The 18,452-nt window shown below is 57.4% G+C and carries 18 protein-coding genes and 1 pseudogene; 6 read left to right on the forward strand and 13 right to left on the reverse strand.

Translation table 11 applies throughout. From position 1 onward, the window contains the following. Nucleotides 1-24: 24 nt before the first annotated feature. Nucleotides 25-501 carry a peroxiredoxin gene (locus H0484_RS09480; RefSeq protein WP_226954331.1) on the reverse strand — a complete coding sequence of 159 codons (477 nt, stop codon included), beginning with the start codon at nt 499-501 and terminating at the stop codon, nt 25-27. Then, nucleotides 498-947, reverse strand: coding sequence for an Mth938-like domain-containing protein (locus tag H0484_RS09485; RefSeq protein ID WP_226954332.1), 450 nt, complete (start codon nt 945-947; stop codon nt 498-500). The genes H0484_RS09480 and H0484_RS09485 overlap by 4 nt, the downstream gene beginning before the upstream one ends. A 78-nt stretch (nt 948-1,025) precedes the next feature. Here H0484_RS09485 and H0484_RS09490 point away from each other — a divergent pair, with 78 nt between their 5' ends. Genes H0484_RS09490 through H0484_RS09500 form a run of 3 tightly spaced genes read left to right on the forward strand, consistent with a single transcriptional unit; the run spans nt 1,026 to nt 4,792 of the window. Next, entirely contained in the window at nt 1,026-1,739 is a 714-nt protein-coding gene (locus H0484_RS09490; RefSeq protein WP_226954333.1) for a response regulator transcription factor, read from the forward strand. Beyond that, the gene (locus H0484_RS09495; RefSeq protein ID WP_390624826.1) at nt 1,717-2,877 is read left to right on the forward strand and encodes a sensor histidine kinase; all 1,161 of its coding nucleotides are present in this window, start codon (nt 1,717-1,719) and stop codon (nt 2,875-2,877) included. The genes H0484_RS09490 and H0484_RS09495 overlap by 23 nt, the downstream gene beginning before the upstream one ends. Beyond that, nucleotides 2,855-4,792, forward strand: coding sequence for a potassium transporter Kup (locus H0484_RS09500; protein WP_226954334.1), 1,938 nt, complete (start codon nt 2,855-2,857; stop codon nt 4,790-4,792). Before H0484_RS09495 ends, H0484_RS09500 begins: the two co-directional genes overlap by 23 nt. A gap of 13 nt (nt 4,793-4,805) precedes the next feature. Here the strand turns inward: H0484_RS09500 and H0484_RS09505 are convergent, their stop codons facing one another. The 8 genes from H0484_RS09505 to H0484_RS09540 form a co-directional block, all read right to left on the reverse strand. Further along, the gene (locus tag H0484_RS09505) at nt 4,806-5,303 is read right to left on the reverse strand and encodes a hypothetical protein (protein WP_226954335.1); all 498 of its coding nucleotides are present in this window, start codon (nt 5,301-5,303) and stop codon (nt 4,806-4,808) included. Between the two features lie 61 nt (nt 5,304-5,364). Continuing rightward, on the reverse strand, nt 5,365-5,688 hold the full coding sequence (gene mnhG / locus H0484_RS09510) for a monovalent cation/H(+) antiporter subunit G (RefSeq protein WP_226954336.1): 324 nt from the start codon (nt 5,686-5,688) through the stop codon (nt 5,365-5,367). Continuing rightward, complete coding sequence (locus H0484_RS09515) at nt 5,685-5,966, reverse strand: K+/H+ antiporter subunit F (protein ID WP_226954337.1); 282 nt, start codon at nt 5,964-5,966, stop codon at nt 5,685-5,687. The genes mnhG and H0484_RS09515 overlap by 4 nt, the downstream gene beginning before the upstream one ends. After that, complete coding sequence (locus H0484_RS09520; protein ID WP_226954338.1) at nt 5,963-6,448, reverse strand: Na+/H+ antiporter subunit E; 486 nt, start codon at nt 6,446-6,448, stop codon at nt 5,963-5,965. The genes H0484_RS09515 and H0484_RS09520 overlap by 4 nt, the downstream gene beginning before the upstream one ends. Next, complete coding sequence (locus tag H0484_RS09525) at nt 6,445-8,076, reverse strand: monovalent cation/H+ antiporter subunit D (RefSeq protein ID WP_226954339.1); 1,632 nt, start codon at nt 8,074-8,076, stop codon at nt 6,445-6,447. The genes H0484_RS09520 and H0484_RS09525 overlap by 4 nt, the downstream gene beginning before the upstream one ends. Next, entirely contained in the window at nt 8,073-8,417 is a 345-nt protein-coding gene (locus H0484_RS09530) for a Na+/H+ antiporter subunit C (RefSeq protein WP_226954340.1), read from the reverse strand. Before H0484_RS09530 ends, H0484_RS09525 begins: the two co-directional genes overlap by 4 nt. Next, on the reverse strand, nt 8,408-11,338 hold the full coding sequence (locus H0484_RS09535) for a monovalent cation/H+ antiporter subunit A (protein ID WP_226954341.1): 2,931 nt from the start codon (nt 11,336-11,338) through the stop codon (nt 8,408-8,410). Before H0484_RS09535 ends, H0484_RS09530 begins: the two co-directional genes overlap by 10 nt. 144 nt (nt 11,339-11,482) lie before the next feature. Beyond that, complete coding sequence (locus H0484_RS09540; protein WP_226954342.1) at nt 11,483-12,550, reverse strand: sulfate/molybdate ABC transporter ATP-binding protein; 1,068 nt, start codon at nt 12,548-12,550, stop codon at nt 11,483-11,485. A 250-nt stretch (nt 12,551-12,800) separates the two neighbouring features. Here H0484_RS09540 and H0484_RS09545 point away from each other — a divergent pair, with 250 nt between their 5' ends. Further along, nucleotides 12,801-13,169, forward strand: a complete 369-nt coding sequence (locus H0484_RS09545; protein ID WP_226954343.1) for a DUF4870 family protein — start codon at nt 12,801-12,803, stop codon at nt 13,167-13,169. 44 nt (nt 13,170-13,213) lie between these two features. Continuing rightward, nucleotides 13,214-14,299, forward strand: a complete 1,086-nt coding sequence (locus H0484_RS09550) for an AI-2E family transporter (RefSeq protein WP_226954344.1) — start codon at nt 13,214-13,216, stop codon at nt 14,297-14,299. Between the two features lie 21 nt (nt 14,300-14,320). Here the strand turns inward: H0484_RS09550 and H0484_RS09555 are convergent, their stop codons facing one another. Then, on the reverse strand, nt 14,321-15,526 hold the full coding sequence (locus H0484_RS09555) for an MFS transporter (RefSeq protein ID WP_226954345.1): 1,206 nt from the start codon (nt 15,524-15,526) through the stop codon (nt 14,321-14,323). A 110-nt stretch (nt 15,527-15,636) separates the two neighbouring features. Then, nucleotides 15,637-16,038: pseudogene (locus H0484_RS09560) on the reverse strand (MFS transporter); the annotation flags it as partial. A 63-nt stretch (nt 16,039-16,101) separates the two neighbouring features. Here H0484_RS09560 and H0484_RS15170 point away from each other — a divergent pair. Next, complete coding sequence (locus H0484_RS15170) at nt 16,102-16,230, forward strand: hypothetical protein (RefSeq protein WP_255644800.1); 129 nt, start codon at nt 16,102-16,104, stop codon at nt 16,228-16,230. An 8-nt stretch (nt 16,231-16,238) separates the two neighbouring features. On the opposite strand, the gene H0484_RS09565 is transcribed toward H0484_RS15170, so the two are convergent. Beyond that, a complete protein-coding gene (locus tag H0484_RS09565) occupies nt 16,239-18,248 on the reverse strand; it encodes a PhoX family protein (RefSeq protein ID WP_226954346.1) in 2,010 nt (669 codons plus the stop codon). Between the last annotated feature and the right edge of the window lie 204 nt (nt 18,249-18,452).

Raw genomic sequence — 18,452 nt, forward strand, 5'->3', positions numbered from 1 at the left:
TGCCCCAGCCCTCAAGGCCTTAGCTTATTTGGAAGCCGTGTGCTCGCGCACAGCCTGAAGAACAGTATCGACGTGCCCTGGCACGCGTACGCCCCGCCATTCCTGTATCAGTTTGCCTTGCGTATCGATAAGGAAGGTGCTGCGTTCGATGCCACGCACCTGTTTACCGTACATGTTTTTCATTTTCATGACGCCGAATATTTCGCACAGCGTTTCGTCCGGGTCGGAGATCAAGGCAAAAGGCAGCGCTTGCTTGGCGATAAAGTTTTGGTGTGATTTGATCGAGTCGCGAGAAACGCCAAGAATGCGGCAGCCGCAGGCTTCAAATTCAGCGTGTAGGTCGCGAAAACCCTGGGCTTGCGTCGTGCAGCCTGGTGTGCTGTCTTTAGGATAGAAATACAACACCAACCATTGGCCTCGCAAAGCCTGGGCTGAAACTGGGCCTTCAGTGCTGTCGAGTTGAAAATCAGGGATGATTTGGCCGATAGTGGCTTGCGTCATGCGGAACACTCCAGGGGTAAGAGGGCGGCAACGACTCGCCGCCCTTCGTTCATGAGGATGTTGTAGGTGCGGGCTGCCGCCTGGGTGTCCATGGACTCCACGCCTATGCCCAGCCGATTAAGCGGCTGGATCAATGAGGCGGCCAGAAAACGCTGACGTGCGCCCGTGCCTATGAGCACGATCTGTGGCGCATCAGCAGGCAGAGTAGGCGGCGCGTCGTCGAGGAAGGCCATGGGGTCTGCGGCCCCGGGTTCGGGAATGCCGGCGATCTGTCGCAGCAAGGCCGCGCTGATCTGATCTGATGATGTGACCGGCATGGCATGTATTTCGCCCTCTGGACCAAAATACACGGCATGGCGGTAGGTGACGGCGTTGATTTCTATGTAATCGTCGCCGTAGGCGGTAACTGTATTTAGCGCGGGGTTGGACTCTGTTTGCAGCTGCACATGTAACTCCCAATTTCCGGTTCATCATAGCGCAAAACCCATAACGCTCTAAGGCGTTGCTGCGCTAAAATCAACGCCATGCGAGTATTAGCCATTGAAGACGACATTATCCTGGGCCGTGCCCTGCAAGACTTTTTGGTCGAGCAAGGCTATGCAGTCGACTGGTTGCAGTCAGGCGAGCAAGCCCCTGCGGCTATCAGCAGCCAAGCATACGACGTCGTACTGCTCGACCTGAATTTGCCCGGTATGGATGGCCTAGAGGTTTTACGACGCTTGCGCGCTCAAGGCCAAGACGTTCCAGTGCTCATCCTCACCGCCCGCGATAATCTTGATGATCGTGTTGCAGGCCTTGATGCCGGTGCAGACGATTACGTCGCCAAACCCTTCGAACTACGCGAACTTGCGGCGCGCGTGCGCGCTTTGGCCCGGCGCCGTGCGGGTATTACCCAATCCAATCTTGAAGTCGGCCCATTGTCTTTCGATATGGCCGGACGCGAGGTAAGGGTCGCGGGTCGGCGCTTGGCCTTATCTGTGCGAGAACTCTCCGTGCTCGAAATGCTGATGGCAAAACCGGGCAAAATAGTCACCAAACGCCAGATCGTCAACTCTTTATCAGCCTGGGATGCCGACTTTAGCGAGAATGCGGTAGAGGTCTACGTCTATCGCTTACGCAAACGACTCGAGGGTTCCGGCGCGCTTATTCAAACTGTCAGGGGGTTTGGCTATTTGCTAGAGGTCGAAGACCCTGCCGGCCAAGCCGAGCCAAGTTATGAGCCGGTCCGCGCCTCCTGAGCCCGACACCATGCCAAACCGGGCGGGTGCCTGTCAAACTGCGGCTTGGCCCCCCCCTCGTTCCCTGACACGACACTTGATGCTGCGGCTGGTGCCACCGATTTTGATTTTGGTGGCAATAGATTTAGGTATCACTTGGTTCGTGGTGACCCAAATCAACCTGGACGACTGGTTGTGGCGCGATATCTTCTGGGCCATGTTGATCAGCCAGTTGTTGCTGGTGTCTCTGTTCGCTTGGGTACTCGCCTCAGGTGTGCGCTCTGGCCTGAGGTCCATCAACCGCATTGTCGAAGAAATCAATCTGCGCTCTGTCGACGATTTGCAACCCCTGGAAGTGAATGGTCTGGCGTCAGAGATGGTGCCGGTCGTAGATCACATCAATGGCTTGCTCGGACGGCTGGACGAGGCGGTTCAAGCACAGCGCCGCTTTATCGGACACGCGGCTCACCAGTTGCGCACGCCTCTTAGTGGCTTGAGTCTCGAGTCAGAGCTCATGCTGTCTCGCCCCTTGCCTGACGATGTCCGTCTGCGCGCCGAGCGCATCAAGCAGGCCAGTGACCGCATGATACGTTTGGGCCAGCAACTGCTGGTGCTGGCTCGCGCCGAACCCACCGCGCGTGCGCGCGATAGCTTTGTGCGTTTGGATCTGGCCGACTGGGTGCGTATTGTCGGGGCAGAGTGGGTGCCCCGAGCGCGTGCTGCGCATGTCGAGCTATTGCTTGAGGCACCTGAGCAAGAGGTGGCGATAGACGCCGATCCGGTATTGCTGGAAGCCATGCTGGACAATTTGATTGACAACTCCCTACGCTATGCGCTGGGAGCCACGCGGATAAGGTTAACCGTCCAGACAGCGCCCCCTTCGCTGGTCGTGGAAGATGATGGCATAGGTATTGCACCGGATGAGCAAGTCCGGGTGTTCGAAGCTTTTTATCGAGCTCGATCTTCTGAAAAAGAAGGCTCGGGGCTGGGCTTGGCCATCGTGCGCGAGATCGCCCAGGCCCATGGGGGGTGGTGGAGCCTGCTGAGTCAGCCGCAATGGCAGGGCACGCGAATCACTATCGTGTTTCCGGGGCCGCGCATGGGAACACACTTGAATAGGCAAGAGCAGGGGCATCATGAGCCTTCATCAGCAGGCTGAACAAGCCGGCCATGGCGGGTCTGCGCGACCAGCCTGGGTAGTGGGTGCCCTGGGTATCGTGTTCGGCGATATCGGCACCAGCCCACTCTACACGGTACGTGCAGCATTGGGGCGCTTCGAGACCTTGACTCCCGATCTTGTCCTGGGTGTGTTGTCCCTGTTGTTTTGGATGCTGATCTGGGTGGTCAGTATCAAGTACGTGCTCTTGATGTTGCGCGCGGACAATCGTGGCGAAGGGGGCACTCTGGCGCTGATGGAGCTGGCCTCTCAGGCGCGCGCGCGTGCAGATGCAGGCTCCGGCACCTCACCAGCTCGTGCTTCACGCCGCAGACAGTGCCTGATTGTGCTGGGCCTTGCCGGCGCATGCCTGTTTTATGGCGACACCGTGATCACGCCTGCCATTTCGGTTTTGTCGGCCGTAGAGGGCCTGGCCATACTCTCACCCGATCTTAAGCATTGGGTGGTGCCCGTCGCTGCCGGCTTCATATTGGCGCTATTTAGCATTCAGCGTCGCGGTACAGGCAGTATCGGCCGGTGGTTTGGGCCATTGATGCTAATCTGGTTCGTGTTGATAGGGGGCTTGGGTGCCTGGCGCATCATCGAGCATCCGCAGGTGTTGTGGGCCTTGGACCCACGCTTTGCCCTCAGTTTCATCCAGCACGCACCGTGGCAGGTTTATCTGCTGCTGGGGGCGCTGGTACTAGCATTGACGGGGGCCGAAACCTTATACGCCGACATGGGCCATTTTGGCCGTCGTACCATCAGTCGAGCATGGTTCCTGGTGGCTTTGCCGGGGCTGGCATGCTGTTATCTTGGCCAGGGTGCACTGTTGCTTTCAAGTCCCCAGGCCATAGTGAATCCCTTTTTCTTTCTGGCGCCTCAGTGGGGCACTCTGCCGCTGGTCGTTTTTGCGACGATAGCCAGCATCATCGCTTCGCAGGCCGTCATCTCGGGTGCCTTCTCCGTCACTCGGCAGGCCATTCAGCTGGGTTTTTGGCCAAGAATGATCATCCAACACACATCTGCTCAGGCAGAAGGGCAGGTCTATCTGCCTCGCATCAATCAATGGCTGTGTGTGGCTGTACTGGCGCTGGTCATAGGCTTTGGCTCTTCCGAAGCCTTGACGCACGCCTATGGCTTTGCTGTCACCGGCACCATGCTGGTGACGACGCTGCTGGCTACGCAGGTACTGCCGGCTCGCGTGCCGCCGCGTTGGCGTAAAGCAGTATGGCTGGGCCTGGCTTTGTTCCTGGCATTCGACATTGTGCTGTTTTCAGCCAACTTCTCTAAATTCTTCGATGGCGGGTGGCTGCCTACCATCATTGGCGCTAGCCTGTTGACACTGATGATGACGTGGCGCAATGGACAAGCACAGGTTCACGCCTTGCTTTCCGAGAATCAGCCCGTGCTCAAAGATTTCATGCAAGGTCTGGAGGAATATCCACCTGCCCGTGTGGGCGGAACCGCCATCTACATGAGTCCGTATGCGAACGCCGTGCCGGCGGCATTGCTGCATAACCTGAAGCACAACAAGGTGCTGCACGAACAGACGTTCTTTTTGACCGTATACAGTGCCGGCCAACCTTACGTTGCAAGCCAGAATCGCTATGAACTAGAGCGCCTGAGCAGTAGCAGTTGGCGTGTGTCCGCTCATTGGGGATTCAAACAAGAGCCCGATGTGCCCCAGTTGCTGTCACAAATGGCCCATGAGCACCCAGAGTTGTTGCTGGAGCCCATGAGCACATCCTTTTTCCTTTCACGGCATACGCTGATTGCCTTGCGTAAGCTGCCTTGGTATGCGCGCTGGCGGCGCGCGCTGTACGCTTTCATGGCGCGCAATGCCAGTGGCAGTTCGCGTTTTTACAAGATTGCGCCTAACCGCGTGGTCGAGATGGGGATGCAGCTGGAGTTGTAGGTCAACTTGAGCGTTAAGGCATCACCTTACCCGTGCGTGGCAGGTCGCTGAGCGCGGGGTCGGCAGTTTGAGGCGTGATGATCTGAGTTTGGCCGGGCATGGGCACGGGCTCAGAGGGGATGGGAATTTCGGTGCGTCGCAAAATACCGCCGCCCGATACGCTGCCGTAAGTCTGCGTATTGGCGCCTTGCTGCATATTGCTTAGACATTCGTCACGCAGATGCGACGGCAGATTCTGGCAACGCTGCAAAGCGTTCTGGTTCAGCTCCGAGGCGCCGGTGTCATGCAGTTTGCCTTTACGAGCCGTTTCGTAGGCTGCACCGGCATCTTGGCGACAATTGGCTTTGGCGTCCGGTGTGGCAAGTGTCTCGCAGTTTGCCAGATCTGCTTGGTAGCGTGCGTACCAGGGGTCGTTCGGTGCTGAGTTGCTGCCTTGAGCATGAGCGTGTGAGACTGCCGCAGCCATGATGATGCCGGCTGCCAGGCTGGACAAGGTGTGCAGGGTTCGCATGGTAAACCTCCTGTGAAGGAACATAACACACGACTGACCCCGCTCCGTGCCAAAGGACGCTTCAGTCTTCAGGGACGGGGCGGCGAGGGTCGCGACGTAGACCGGCCTGCATGAGCAGGATGGCCGTGACCGGTGAAACCAAGACCAAAAACATCAGAATCAGGATTTCATGAAGTACCGGTCGTTGAACTTCGGCGGATGCTGCCAGAATAGAGGCGACGATGACAGAGCCGACACCGAGTGTGTTGCCTAAAGTAACGGCGTGCAGGCGGGAATAAAAGCGCTTGAGGCGGATTAAGCCCAGTGAACCTGTAAGCGTCAGGAAGCCACTGATGACCAGTAGCAGACTGCCGGGAATGGTGACCCAGAGAGGGAGTTCGTTCATGGCTGTATAACCTCTCCGTGAAGGAGGAATTTGGCTAAGGCGGCAGAGCTGACAAAACCAAACATACTCATTAACAATGCAATATCGAAATACAAACTTGTGCCAAACAGTACGCCCAATACAAGGACAATGAGCATACCGTTAACGTACATGGTGTCCAAAGCAAGAATGCGGTCTTGGGGGGTGGGGCCCCGCATCAGTTGGAAGGTTGCGAACATGAGTGCCAGTGCATAGCAGCACAGAGCAAAGATGCCCGACCAGTACAACACGGTATTCATTCGAAGATCTCCTTCAGGGGGCGTTCGTAGCGTTGTTGGACGAGATCTATCCAATATTGTTGATCTTTAAGATCAAGTATATGCAAAGTCAGCAAGCCTTTGTCTTCCGAGAAACCGGCCCACACCGTACCCGGCGTATAAGTAATGATGCAAGACAACAAGGCCAGTCCGTGAGGGTCGCGCAGCGAAAGGGGAATACGCATGAAGCCGGGCGTGTGCGACTTGGGCCCTAGCCAGATCAGGCGTGCGACCTGTATGTTAGAGCGAATGATGTCGATGATGACATGGACCAATAAGACAACTAGCACCCAGGGGCGTTTAGGCGTAGCGCGCAGTGGCCGAAGAGGCATTGCCGCCCATGCCAGCAGCAGCGCCAAGATGCCGCCTATGGCAATGTGGCTAGGAGAAACCGAGCGGTTGAGCAGCAGCCAAACAGCCAGCAGAATGCAGGGCAGGACTAGCCAGTAGACAATTTTTTTCATGGGGTGGCCTCCCCAATCTGACGTACGGCGGGCGCACTTGAAACTGCCTCGATGTAGGCTTGCGGGTTATCCAGCAACTGTGCGGTGTCATCCAGGAATTCCATGACGGGTTCGGCCCAGAAGGTCAGCCCTAAACATAGTAACAGTAGAATCCCGACCGGCGCAGCCTCGCTGGGATGCAAGCGTGGCGTGACAATTTCTTCGCCCCAGAACAGACGAATACCGACTCGGGACAGCGCAAGGATGCCGGCCAAGCCCGATATCAGCACGCAGGCCACCAAGGACCATGCAGCCAGGGAAGGTGCATCGGTAGTGGAAGACTGCACTGCTGCCGACAGAATCGTAAACTTGGCCACGAAGCCCGATAGCGGCGGGAGCCCGATGACCAGCAGGGCACAACAGACGAAGGACATGCCCAGGAATGCCATGGCGGCCGGAATCGCAACACCGACCACATCGTCGGAACGATCGGACATGGAGGGATCTTCAAGATCGAAAGCTTCAAGACTGACCGCCAAAACGTCGGCACCGAAACGTCGTGGCCGTTCTACCATCTCGATGAGCAAATAGAAGGCGCCTATCGCCAATACGGAATTGATCAGATAAAAAAGGGCGGGGCCCGTCAGGGTGACACCCGGCATGCCCAGTGCGGCCAGCAAAGTACCCGATGACATGATCACGCAGTAACCAATGAGTCGTTCAGCTTGCTGTGTGGCGACTATGCCTATGGTGCCAAAAAGCAGCGTAGCCAGGCCGACTGCGTACATCCATTCGCCGCCAAAAGCAGCAGGTGCTCCGGTGGGTATCAGCAGGGAGCCCATGCGCAGCAAGGAATAAATCCCCACTTTGGTCATGATGGCGAATAGCGCCGCAACGGGGGCGCAGGCCGAAGCATAGGTACTGGGCAGCCAAAAGTTCAGGGGCCATGCGGCTGCTTTGATAAGAAAGGCAACGCCCAGGATAGCGGCGGCGGCCTCGAAGAGTTGGCGATTCCCCCCCGACAGTGCGCCCGCGCGAGCGGCCAGTTCGGCTATGTTCAAGGTGCCAGTGACGCCGTAGATCATGGCGATGGCAATCAGCAGCAGGAACGAGGCGATAAGGTTGGTGGCAATGTAGTGCAGCCCCGCGCTGACGCGCTGCTCGCCTGAACCATGCAGCATCAGACCATACGAGGCTGCCAGCAAGATCTCGAAAAAGACGAAGAGATTGAAGAGGTCGCCTGTGAGAAAGGCACCGTTCAAGCCCATCAGCAAAAGCTGATACAAGGGTAGGAAGTGGACGCCCGCACGCTCCCAGCGTACCGAGGCATAGGGTAATGCTGCGCATCCCAGAATGGCGGTGAGCACCAGCATGATGGTTGCCAGGCGATCGGCGACCAGGAGAATGCCGAAAGGCGCAAGCCAGTCGCCCAACAAATACACAGCAATATGCAGAGGCCATTGCGAAGCAAAGCCGCCCATGCTGACATAAAGCAGACACAGTGCAATCGCCAGCTGCCCCAAGACTGATACATAGGAGAGCGCCAAACGCGTACGCCTGCGACTGTCTTTTAACAATAGCAATAGTGCGCTGACAATCAGCGGCAGTACTATGGGCAGAACGGGCAGGTGCTGTAGCCAGAAGCTCACAGGTCTGCCTCCCGGCCGTCGACGTGGTCGTTGCCGGACAGACCGCGGGAAGCCAGCAGAACAACCAGGAACAGTGCCGTCGTGGCAAAACCGATAACAATAGCGGTGAGCACCAAGGCTTGGGGCACCGGATCGGTATACATACTGGGATCGATCTCAGTGGCCTGGTCGATGACCGGCGCACCGCCTACACGTATGCTGCCCATGCTGAAAATGAACAAATTGACGGCATAGGAAAGCAGAGTTAAACCCATGATGAACTGAAAAGTACGCGGGCGCAGAATGAGCCAGACGCCCGATGCGCAGAGAATGCCGATGGCAATGGAAAGGACTACTTCCATGCGGGGGCTCCTGATTCTGTGGTTTTGGCAGCGGGTTTACGGCGGAAGCGCAAGGTCTGGTGGCCCAGCGCTACCAGCATCAGCACGGTAGCGCCGATAACCAGCATGTAAACGCCGATGTCGAAGAACAGCACGCTGGATAGGTGCAAGGTGCCGATATAAGGCAGGGCAATATCGTAAATCTGTGCCGTCATCAGAGGGCGGCCTGTCCACCAAGCCCACATACCGGCCCCGCCTGCCAGCAGCAAACCAATGGCTATCCATTTCTGGGGGCGTATGCTTTGCCTGGATTCGACCCAGACCACGCCACCCACTATGTACTGCAGGATGATGGCGGTAGCGAAGATGAGGCCTCCGACGAAACCACCACCGGGCAAATTGTGACCGCGCAGAAGGAAGAACAGTGAGACCATGGCGGCGATAGGCAGCAGCAGCCTGACGAGCACAGCCGGCATGGTCATGGGCTGACGCGGAAGCATGGCTTCGGGATCAGGTTCGGGTTCCGGAGTGTCGGCAGATGGGTTGTTGGCCCCTTGCTGGCGGCGCAGTGGACCGTCTTTGATGCTCTCGGGTGATGGACGGAAGCGTCGCAGCAGGGCATAAACCGTCAGCGCGACGATACCCAGCACGGTAATTTCGCCCAGGGTGTCAAAGCCGCGGAAGTCGACCAAAATGACATTGACGACGTTAGAGCCATGCCCTTCGGGCAAGGCGTTGCGCAAGAAAAACTCGGCAAGGTCGGTGTGCGCGGGTTGGGTGAGTATGCTGTAAGCCAACAGGCTCATGCCGGCGCCGGCGGCGATCGCCACCAGAAGGTCGCGAACGCGGCGAAGTCGGGTGCTGATCGTGGTGACGATATGGCTTTCTTGTGCGGCGATACGCGGGGGCAACCAGCGCAGGCCCAGCAAGATAAGCACTACGGTGACAACCTCGACGGCCAGTTGAGTCAAAGCCAGATCGGGTGCAGACAACCAAGCAAAGGTAAGCGCGGTGATAAGCCCGGCACCGCCGGAGAGCGCCAGTGAAGTCAGGCGATGGTATTTAGCCTGATGCGCCGCGCCGATTGCGCATGCGCAGCCGACTATCCAGAGCATGACGAAAAACAGGTTCACCGTGGTGTGGAACTGCGCATTCAGCCACCCGCCTGAACTGAGCAAAGGCAGCATGGCCACGATAAAAGTCCCCACCACAATGACAATCATCTGTCGTTGCAAGTGCGGAGAAAACAGGCGCTCGTGCAGGAAGTGCGCGGCTGAATCTATCCACTCGAGCAGGGTGTCGAAAGTGTGACGACCATTGAAGCGATAGATGAGCGGTGCCCGGCCGGGTTTCATATGCGGACGGTTATCCAGCACAAAGGTGAGGATGATGCCGCCTACCATGGCCATCAGACTCATACCCAGCGGAAGATTGAAGCCATGCCAGATCTTGAGGTCGTAGTGTGGGGTGTTAACCCCCAGGATAGAGTGGGCGGCTTGTGCCAGAAATGGCCCGAGGGTGTACATGGGCAGGATGCCCACCAGCAGACAGATCAGCACCAGCAAGCCGCTGGGTAGCAACATCCAAAGAGGCGGCTCGTGAGGGGTGCGGGGCAAATCGGTAGCCGGGGGGCCAAAGAACACCTGCATAATGAAACGCAGGGAGTAGGTGACGCTAAAAGCGCTGGCCACCACGGCTAGAAGAGGGAGGACGGAGCTGACGAGTGCGTCGTGGTCTGCCACCACGGCTTCAGCAAAGAACATTTCTTTGGACAGAAAGCCGTTCAATAGCGGCACGCCGGCCATTGAGGCGGCAGCCACCATAGCCAGCGTGGCGGTGATGGGCATGGCTTTGCGTAGCCCTGATAGTCGTCCGAGATCCCGGGTGCCGGTCTCGTGGTCGACAATGCCCGCCGCCATGAACAGCGATGCCTTGAAGGTGGCATGGTTCATCATGTGGAAAATGGCTGCGACCAGGCCCAGTGTGCTGTTAAGGGCCAACATCAAGGTGATCAGCCCCAAATGGCTGATGGTGGAATACGCCAACACGCCTTTCATATCTTGCTGGAAGATAGCGGCGTAGGCCCCCAGCACTAAAGAGCATAGCCCTGCGGCCCCAATAATATAAAACCAGGCATCGGTGCCGGCCAGGACTGGCCAGAATCGCGCCAACAAAAACACACCGGCCTTGACCATGGTGGCCGAGTGCAGGTAGGCGGAGACCGGCGTGGGTGCTGCCATAGCGTTGGGCAGCCAGATATGAAAGGGAAACTGCGCGCTTTTGGTAAGGGCGCCAAGTGCGATCAGTATCAAAATGGCCAGATACCAAGGGTGGGCACGGACCACGTCGCCGGCAGCCAACACTTTGTCCAGGTCATAGCTGCCCACGACATAGCCCAGCATCAGGACTCCGGCCAGCAGGCACAGCCCCCCCGAACCCGTGATGATGAACGACATGCGGGCACCCCGCCGAGCATCGAGCCGGTGGTTCCAATAGGCAATCAGCATGAACGAGGACAGGCTGGTCAGTTCCCAGAACACCACGAGCTGAACCAGATTGCCAGAGAGCACCACGCCCAACATGGCGCCCATAAAAAGCATGAAGAAAGAAAAGAAACGCGGGACCGGGTCTTCGGGAGATAAGTAATATCGTGCATAAAGCACGATAAGCGCCCCCATCACGGTGATCAGCATGGCGAACAGCCAGGCGTAACCGTCCATGCGCAAGCTAAGGTCTATAGGGATGCCGCCCGTGAGCCAAGGGCGCGAGACTTCGATGACTTCACCGCTGGAGATCGCGGGCCATTGCGCGATGGTAAGACCGGCACAGGCAAGGGAAATCAAGCCTGCTAGCCAGGCTTCGGCATTGCGGGCATTAGCCGGCAAGGCAACAGCCAGCAGGCTGCCTAAGAAAGGCAGGGCAAGGATCAGGATGAGCGACATCAGGGGCGGGTGGTATGCGGGAAGTGTTTCGTATTCACGTTCAATGATACGATACTTTACGCGCCACCCCTGTTACATATGGGGGCGGATGCGATTTTTTTTACTCTGTTGCAGCCCTTAAGAAACAATCCGGGCCGTCCTGTTTCATCCCGCTGTTTCCAAGAACACATCCACCCGTCTGGGTGTAACCAATAGGTCTTCCCCCTCGCGCGGGGCCAGTTGTGCGTACTGCTCGCTGGGAATAATCACTTCGATAATGTCGTCGTTGTCGGCGCGGGCCAGCTCTAGTTGCGCCAGCGGCCCGATGGCGTGGGCGTGCAGCAAGCGGGCGACGATGCCCTTGGCGCCAGGCTCGTAGCGCGCTACGTCCAGGTCGTGGGGGCGCACGTAAGCGGTACCGGGGGCATCCTCTACGAGGGCGTGGTCAGGTGCCTGCCATTCAAAGCCGCCGGTATCCAGTACGCCTTGACGCACGCGGCCATGGAAAAGATTGACGTTGCCAAGGAACCCGTAAACGAAGGGCGAAGCGGGGCGGTTGTAAACGTCGTCCGGGGTGCCTAATTGCTCGACACGCCCTTTGTTCATGACGACGATCTGGTCCGCGACTTCCAGGGCTTCTTCTTGGTCGTGGGTCACAAAAATACTGGTCACGTGCAGCTCGTCGTGCAAGCGCCGCAACCAGCGACGCAGTTCTTTGCGAACCTTGGCGTCCAGTGCGCCAAAGGGCTCATCCAATAGCAGTACGCGCGGTTCTACCGCCAGGGCGCGGGCTAGGGCGATGCGTTGGCGCTGGCCGCCCGAAAGGCTGGAAGGGTATTGGTCAGCCAGCCAGTCCAGTTGCACTAAACTGAGCAAGCGCATGACGCGTTCGTGGATTTCGGACTTGCTGGGGCGTTCGCTACGCGGCTTGACGCGTAGCCCGAAAGCAATGTTGTCGAACACTGTCATGTGCTTGAACAGTACATAGTGCTGGAACACAAAACCCACCTGACGTTCGCGTACGTGCTGGCGCGAGGCGTCTTGACCATCAAGCAGAATCTGCCCGCTATCGGCTTGGGCCAAGCCGGCGATAATGCGCAGCAGGGTGGTCTTGCCGCAACCTGAAGGGCCCAACAGCGCTGTCAATTCGCCGTCTGGAAACTGCAGCGAGACGTTGTGCAGGGCGGTGAAATCGCCGAATTGCTTATGGACGTTGCGAACTTCTATGCTCATGCGATGATCCGTTGAATGACTAGATGCTTGGGCCGCTTGCCTGTAAAGGCGGTCAGCCAATAGCTTTGCTTTGCATCATGACATGGACCGCTAATAATAGAAACGAAAGTTATTAAATTTATTTAGATGAAATGGTTATAAAGTGAGGGGCGGTTTTCCGTTTGCGACAGGGGCGGGGGCTTGTTAGCATTACGCTGCGTTGAAAACCAGCGCTGCCGGCCCCTTGTCTAAGTTGCTAAAAGGAATATCCATGCAAGACCTGAGCTCCCCCAATGTCACCCCTGTGGGCGGCGAAGATCCTCGCCTGAAGTCTGCCAAGACTATCACCACAGTCATTTATGCGCTGCAAGCAGCTTCCTTCTTTGTAGGCATTACCGGTTTAGTGGCTATTATCATCAACTACGTCAAGTTGAGCGATGTGCAGGGTACTTGGCTGGCTTCGCACTTTCGCTGGCAAATTCGTACGTTCTGGTTTGGTCTGCTCTGGGGCATCATCGGGGCTTTTACAATATTTCTACTTGTCGGCTACCTGATTCTGCTGGCTAATGCCGTGTGGATTATCTATCGCATTGTCAGAGGTTGGCTCAACTTGGCTGATAACAAGCCTATGTATATTTAAGCCTTCGTTCCCTCTTTCTCCGTCCCGCCCACCGGCATTTCCCTATGCAACCTATTCTTCCTGCTTGGCTTATTACTCGATGGTTGCTGGTTCTGGTCTTGTTGGCGGGCGTTTATTTTTTACGCGGCTTTCTGGTCCCTGTGCTGGCTGCTTTCATCATTTGTCTGGCTAGCTGGCCTATGTACTGGCGCTTGTGGCATCGCGTCGGCAGGCGCAACGCCTTGTCGGCTACCTTGGCCTTGCTCGTGGTGTTGCTGGTGCTCATCATTCCTTTGTCCATGGCACTTACCTTTGCCGTCAAGGAAGCCAGCAGCTTCATAGGTTGGGCGTTGGCTGCCAACAGACACGGGGTTCAAGTGCCCACCTGGATTACCGACCTGCCCATCATGGGCGAATGGGTGGCCGAACACTGGCGCACCTATTTGGGTGAGCCACATGCCCTCGGAGAGCTGGTCGAAGCCGTCAGCGGCGAGCACTTGGGCAATATTTATCGCATGTTGCTGTCAGCGACAGGCAATGTCTTTCAGCTGCTGCTTACGGTGCTGTTCATGTTGATTGTGCTGTTCTTTATGTACAAAGACGGCATGCGCATAGTGGGTCAGCTGGATATCGTCGGCGAGCGTCTGCTGCCCGAGCGTTGGCAACGGTTTTCCCGCATGGTGCCCGCTACTATCAACTCAACCGTAACGGGTATGGGCTTGATTGCGCTGGGCGAGGGGGTGGTGCTTGGGCTGGCATACTGGATAGCCGGCGTGCCTTCCCCTGTGCTGCTCGGGGCTGTGACCGGCTTTATGGCCCTGATACCGGGTGGGGCACCCCTGTCTTTCACATTGGTATCGCTTTACTTGATCGGCTCTGGCGATCTGGTGGCGGGTGTCGGCCTATTTATCTGGGGGACGGTCGAGTTGTTCATTGTAGACAAGACCCTTAGGCCTAGACTGGTGGGCGGCCCGGTCAAGTTGCCGTTTTTACCCACCTTCTTTGGTTTGGTCGGAGGGGTGCAGACCATGGGTTTGGTCGGTTTATTCATAGGGCCGGTTTTGATGGCGCTGCTGGTTGCAATTTGGCGCGAATGGACTTTGCCAGCAGGCGCGGGGCAGGATGCTGTTAGCGTGCCACTTATTAAATGAAGCTGCTTGGGGGGCAGAGCCTTAGCTTGTGGCTTGCCTGCGCTCTGTCCTGGCCAGCCATAACTGCGCCATCAGCACCACTGCCACAATGGGCATCATGTACATATTGATGGCTTCCCAGCCGGCGGTGTTCAGCAAGTGCCCAGAGAAGAACGAAGCGGCAGCAACCGTGCCGAAGACCAGGAAATCATTCACGGCCTGAACTTTGGCGCGTTCGCTAGGCTGATAGCAGTCGGTCACCATTGAAGTGGCGCCGATAAAGCTGAAATTCCAGCCTACGCCCAATAAAATCAGCGAGCCCCAAAAGTGGGTAAGCGCCAGGCCACCCAATGCCAGCATTCCCGATGCGGCAATCAGAATCAGGCCAAAGGCGGTCAAGGCGTTGTTGCCAAAACGCTCTATGAGCTTGCCGGTAAAGAAACTGGGGCCGAACATGGCGAGTACGTGCCACTGTATGCCTAGCGCTGCGGTACCCACACTGTAGCCGCAGCCCACCATCGCCATGGGGGCAGCTGTCATGATGAAACTCATCAACCCGAAAGAGACGACCCCGGCCAGTACAGCCACTGGAAAACGCGGTGTTCGCGCGATTTGCAGCAGCGGTCTTCCGCTCGTGTGGGTATGGGCTGCTGCGGCTGCTCTGGGGATGCGCAATTTGGCTATTAAAGGCAAAGCTAAAAATGCCAAAACCGCCATACTGATGAAGCTGCCGGCGAAGGGGGTGGCGGGTAAGGCCTCGCGTGTCCAGATGACCACCTGGGGCCCTAAGACGGCAGCGATCAGCCCTCCCACCATAATGAGCGAGATCGCGCGTGCACGATGTTCGGGGGTGGCTGTATCGGCGGCGGCAAAGCGGTAACTTTGTACGCAGGCGGCGTAAAAACCGGCCAAGGTGACGCCTAGGCAGAAATAGACGAAGCTATTTTCAAAAATGGCCCAAGCCGCAAGCAAGGCGGAAAGAGCGCCCACCAGGCCGCCCATGAGATACGTGTTACGCCGCCCCCATCTCTTGGCGGCAAAGGCGGTGGGGATGGTCGAAAGCGCCAAACCTAATTGGTAAAGACTGACGGGCAGAGTGGCCAAAGAGGGATTGCTGGACAACATCTGCCCAACCAGCCCGCCTAAAGAAATGATGATGGGGGGCGTCGCCGCGCCCAACGCTTGTGCGGCGACCAGCAGATTCAGATTGCGATTTTGTGGGGGTGAGGCTGGGGTGTGGGCATTCATGAATAAAACTCGTCAGGCGGCAGGCCGCACAAGGCTCTGGCGGCGTTTTCTGGAGCAACAAGTGTATGCCAAGAAGCGGCGAAATCATTTCTTTGGATGTGTGAGACAGATCACCCTCTAATCCCGGTAGCATCAATCTTCTTCATTGAAGGCACGATGACAAGGGCAAGCAGGGCCACTGCAAGCGGCACAAACGACACCCACAACACCGTGTTCCAGTCATAGGCTGCCAGCAGTCCGCCCGAGGCAAAGGAGCCGACCGCCATCGTACCGAAGACGATGAAGTCATTGAGCGATTGCACGCGGGTCTTTTCTTCCGGTCGATGGCATTCGAGCACCAGAGCGGAAGCGCCGATGAAACCGAAGTTCCAGCCCACGCCGAGCAGGACCAGGGTCAGCCAGAAGTGGGCGACATCAATACCCATCAAGCCTACCGCAGCAGACAGGCCCGTCAGCAGCAGACCAATGATCACGACGCGCCCAGCACCAAAGCGTGTTATCAAGTGGCCGGATTGCGTATGTCGCCGATAGATCAGGCAACTGGGTCGATGCGAACGTTCGGGGCTGCATTCACCATGAAAAAGAGAGTCTATCAGCCTATCCATATCAGAAAGAAAAAGGCACGAGAAGCAGCGATGCTGTTCCCCGTGCCTGAGATGATGGCAGACTGCTGGGCAGCCTGCTGTTATGGTTGTAATGCTTAAGCAGCGGCTTAGCTGCCGATCACGCCGCCGTCGTCCTTGGTCACAATAACCGTGGCAGAGCGCGGCATGCCACTACCGTTGGGCCAGTGGCTGTCACCACGCTCACCGGGGTGCTGGATGTTGATGAACAAGGTCTTGCTGTCGGGCGTAAAGGTCAAGCCGGTGACCTCACACTCTTTGGGCCCCACCAGGAAGCGACGGATTTCCTTGGTAACCGGGTCGGCACACAGCATCTGGTTGTTGCCTTGGCCCTCGTAGTCCCCAGCGTTGGAGTATTGCCCGTCCGTCTGTATCCACAGGCGACCGGCTTTGTCGAAACCCAGGCCGTCGGGGCTATTGAAGGTGTTGTCTTTGGTGATGTTGTCCGAGCCGGCGCGACCGCGGGCATCGTCGTCACCGTAAACGTTGGGGTTGCCTGCCAGCACGAAAATATCCCACTCGAAAGTCATGGCGGCAGCGTCGCCACCGGTTTCACGCCAGCGGGCGATGTGACCATAGATGTTTTCGTTGCGTGGGTTGGCAGCATTGCTTTCGGCGCGGCCACTGTTGTTGGTCAGCGTGACGTAGACGTCCCCGTTGCTGGGGTGAACGCTGACCCACTCTGGGCGGTCCATCTTGGTGGCGCCCACTGCGTCGCCGGCCAGACGAGCATAAACCAGGACAGCGGCTTGGTTGGGGAAGCGTGCGTCGGCGCGCAAAGTGGCGTTCTCGTCCTTATCCAGCAAGACCCATTCGCCTTTACCCAGGAAGTCGGCGTCATCCGCCTTGTCTGCGTTGAACTTGGCAACATACAGCTTGCCTTTGTCCAGCAGGCGACTGTTGTCACCACCTTCGACGAATTTGCCCTCGGAGACGAACTTGTAGATGTAGTCGTTGGCCTGGTCGTCGCCGCTGTACACAACGATGCGCTTATCGGCCGTCAGGTTGTAAGCAGCGTTTTCGTGTTTGATGCGGCCCAGGGCTGTGCGTTTTTTGGGAATGGAGTTGGGCGTGAAGGGATCAATTTCTACGATCCAGCCAAAGCGATTGGATTCGTTAGGCTCTTTGACGTAATCGAAACGATCGACCACTTCTTGCCAGCGGTAGCCGGTGCTGGTGGCGGACAAGCCGTAACGCTTTTGAGCGTCGTCCCGCTGGTCGCCGTCGGCGTGGGTGGTGCCGAAGTAGTTGTTGAAGTTCTCTTCACAGGTCAGGTAGGTGCCCCACGGGGTCCAGCCGTTGCCGCAGTTGTTGATAGTACCGAACACCTTGCGACCGGTGGGGTCTGCGTTGGTGCGTACGAGTACGTCGCCGGCTGCAGGGCCCGTCAGTTCCATTTCGGTTTGAGCGGTAATGCGGCGGTTGTAGTTCGAACCCTGGACGATGTCCCACTTGCCATTGCTGCGCTTGATATGAATAACAGAAACGCCGTGGGCATTCATGGACTTATGGGCTTTATCCAAGTCCCAGTCTTCGGGGGAGTGGTTAGGCCCGAACAGCCACTGGTAGGTGCCGCCACCTACTGTCGTACAGTATTCGTGGTTCATGACCAGCAAACCTTCTGTGCTGTCTTCGCCTTCGCCATTTTTGCCGTCGATGGCAAAGTAATGGATGCCGTCATGGTTCTCACCGACTTGTAGCGCCTGTGCCGCAGCATCTTCCGAGCCGTCGCCCTTCCACGCCGGCGCACCCGCCATCAAGGGGGTTCCCCAGGGTACGAACGAAACGGCGCTGTAGCCTTCGGGGACGGTAATGGTGTCCGCTGTACTGATGCCTATGGCCTTGAAGCCGAGCAGGGGCTCAGCAGGGGTGCCGCCGCCATCGCCGCCGTCACCACCGCCAGCGCTGCTGTCGTCGCTACCGCTGCTGCCGCCACAGGCAGCCAGAGGGCCTGCCAGGAAAAGGGCTGCCGATAGGCCCAAACCCTTTTTCAGAAAGCCGCGTCGCTCAGTGGCGCGGGCTACGACGTCTTGAAAATGTTCGTTCTGCGTCAGGTTGGTGGGTAGGTCTTCGCTGTCGATGATATCTTGTTGAGCCATGGAAGCACTCCGTTATGGGTTCAGAAAAACAGGAGCAGTATCGGGGGTCAACGTTGCAGCAGTATGAAAAAACGGGTGGGGAAAGGGCGTTCAAGAAACGCCGCCCTTGGAGCCCGGGCAAATATGCTAAGGTTTTGCGCTTGTAATTTACGCTTGGCGCTGATCTGCAGTGTGCGCAGAACACAAGGGCTGGGAAATTTTTGG

Origin of the sequence: Mesopusillimonas faecipullorum (assembly GCF_020539505.1) — a bacterium.
GTDB lineage: Bacteria > Pseudomonadota > Gammaproteobacteria > Burkholderiales > Burkholderiaceae_B > Mesopusillimonas > Mesopusillimonas faecipullorum.

Excerpts from the sequence above, each read along its gene's own strand:
- H0484_RS09480 (WP_226954331.1), bottom strand. The coding sequence starts at position 501 with ATGACGCAAGCCACTATCGGCCAAATCATCCCTGATTTTCAACTCGAC.
- H0484_RS09490 (WP_226954333.1), top strand. The coding sequence starts at position 1,026 with ATGCGAGTATTAGCCATTGAAGACGACATTATCCTGGGCCGTGCCCTG.
- H0484_RS09495 (WP_390624826.1), top strand. The coding sequence starts at position 1,717 with ATGAGCCGGTCCGCGCCTCCTGAGCCCGACACCATGCCAAACCGGGCG.
- H0484_RS09500 (WP_226954334.1), top strand. The coding sequence starts at position 2,855 with ATGAGCCTTCATCAGCAGGCTGAACAAGCCGGCCATGGCGGGTCTGCG.
- H0484_RS09505 (WP_226954335.1), bottom strand. The coding sequence starts at position 5,303 with ATGCGAACCCTGCACACCTTGTCCAGCCTGGCAGCCGGCATCATCATG.
- mnhG (WP_226954336.1), bottom strand. The coding sequence starts at position 5,688 with ATGAACGAACTCCCTCTCTGGGTCACCATTCCCGGCAGTCTGCTACTG.
- H0484_RS09515 (WP_226954337.1), bottom strand. The coding sequence starts at position 5,966 with ATGAATACCGTGTTGTACTGGTCGGGCATCTTTGCTCTGTGCTGCTAT.
- H0484_RS09520 (WP_226954338.1), bottom strand. The coding sequence starts at position 6,448 with ATGAAAAAAATTGTCTACTGGCTAGTCCTGCCCTGCATTCTGCTGGCT.
- H0484_RS09530 (WP_226954340.1), bottom strand. The coding sequence starts at position 8,417 with ATGGAAGTAGTCCTTTCCATTGCCATCGGCATTCTCTGCGCATCGGGC.
- H0484_RS09535 (WP_226954341.1), bottom strand. The coding sequence starts at position 11,338 with ATGTCGCTCATCCTGATCCTTGCCCTGCCTTTCTTAGGCAGCCTGCTG.
- H0484_RS09540 (WP_226954342.1), bottom strand. The coding sequence starts at position 12,550 with ATGAGCATAGAAGTTCGCAACGTCCATAAGCAATTCGGCGATTTCACC.
- H0484_RS09545 (WP_226954343.1), top strand. The coding sequence starts at position 12,801 with ATGCAAGACCTGAGCTCCCCCAATGTCACCCCTGTGGGCGGCGAAGAT.
- H0484_RS09550 (WP_226954344.1), top strand. The coding sequence starts at position 13,214 with ATGCAACCTATTCTTCCTGCTTGGCTTATTACTCGATGGTTGCTGGTT.
- H0484_RS09555 (WP_226954345.1), bottom strand. The coding sequence starts at position 15,526 with ATGAATGCCCACACCCCAGCCTCACCCCCACAAAATCGCAATCTGAAT.
- H0484_RS15170 (WP_255644800.1), top strand. The coding sequence starts at position 16,102 with ATGAAAAAGAGAGTCTATCAGCCTATCCATATCAGAAAGAAAAAGGCA.
- H0484_RS09565 (WP_226954346.1), bottom strand. The coding sequence starts at position 18,248 with ATGGCTCAACAAGATATCATCGACAGCGAAGACCTACCCACCAACCTG.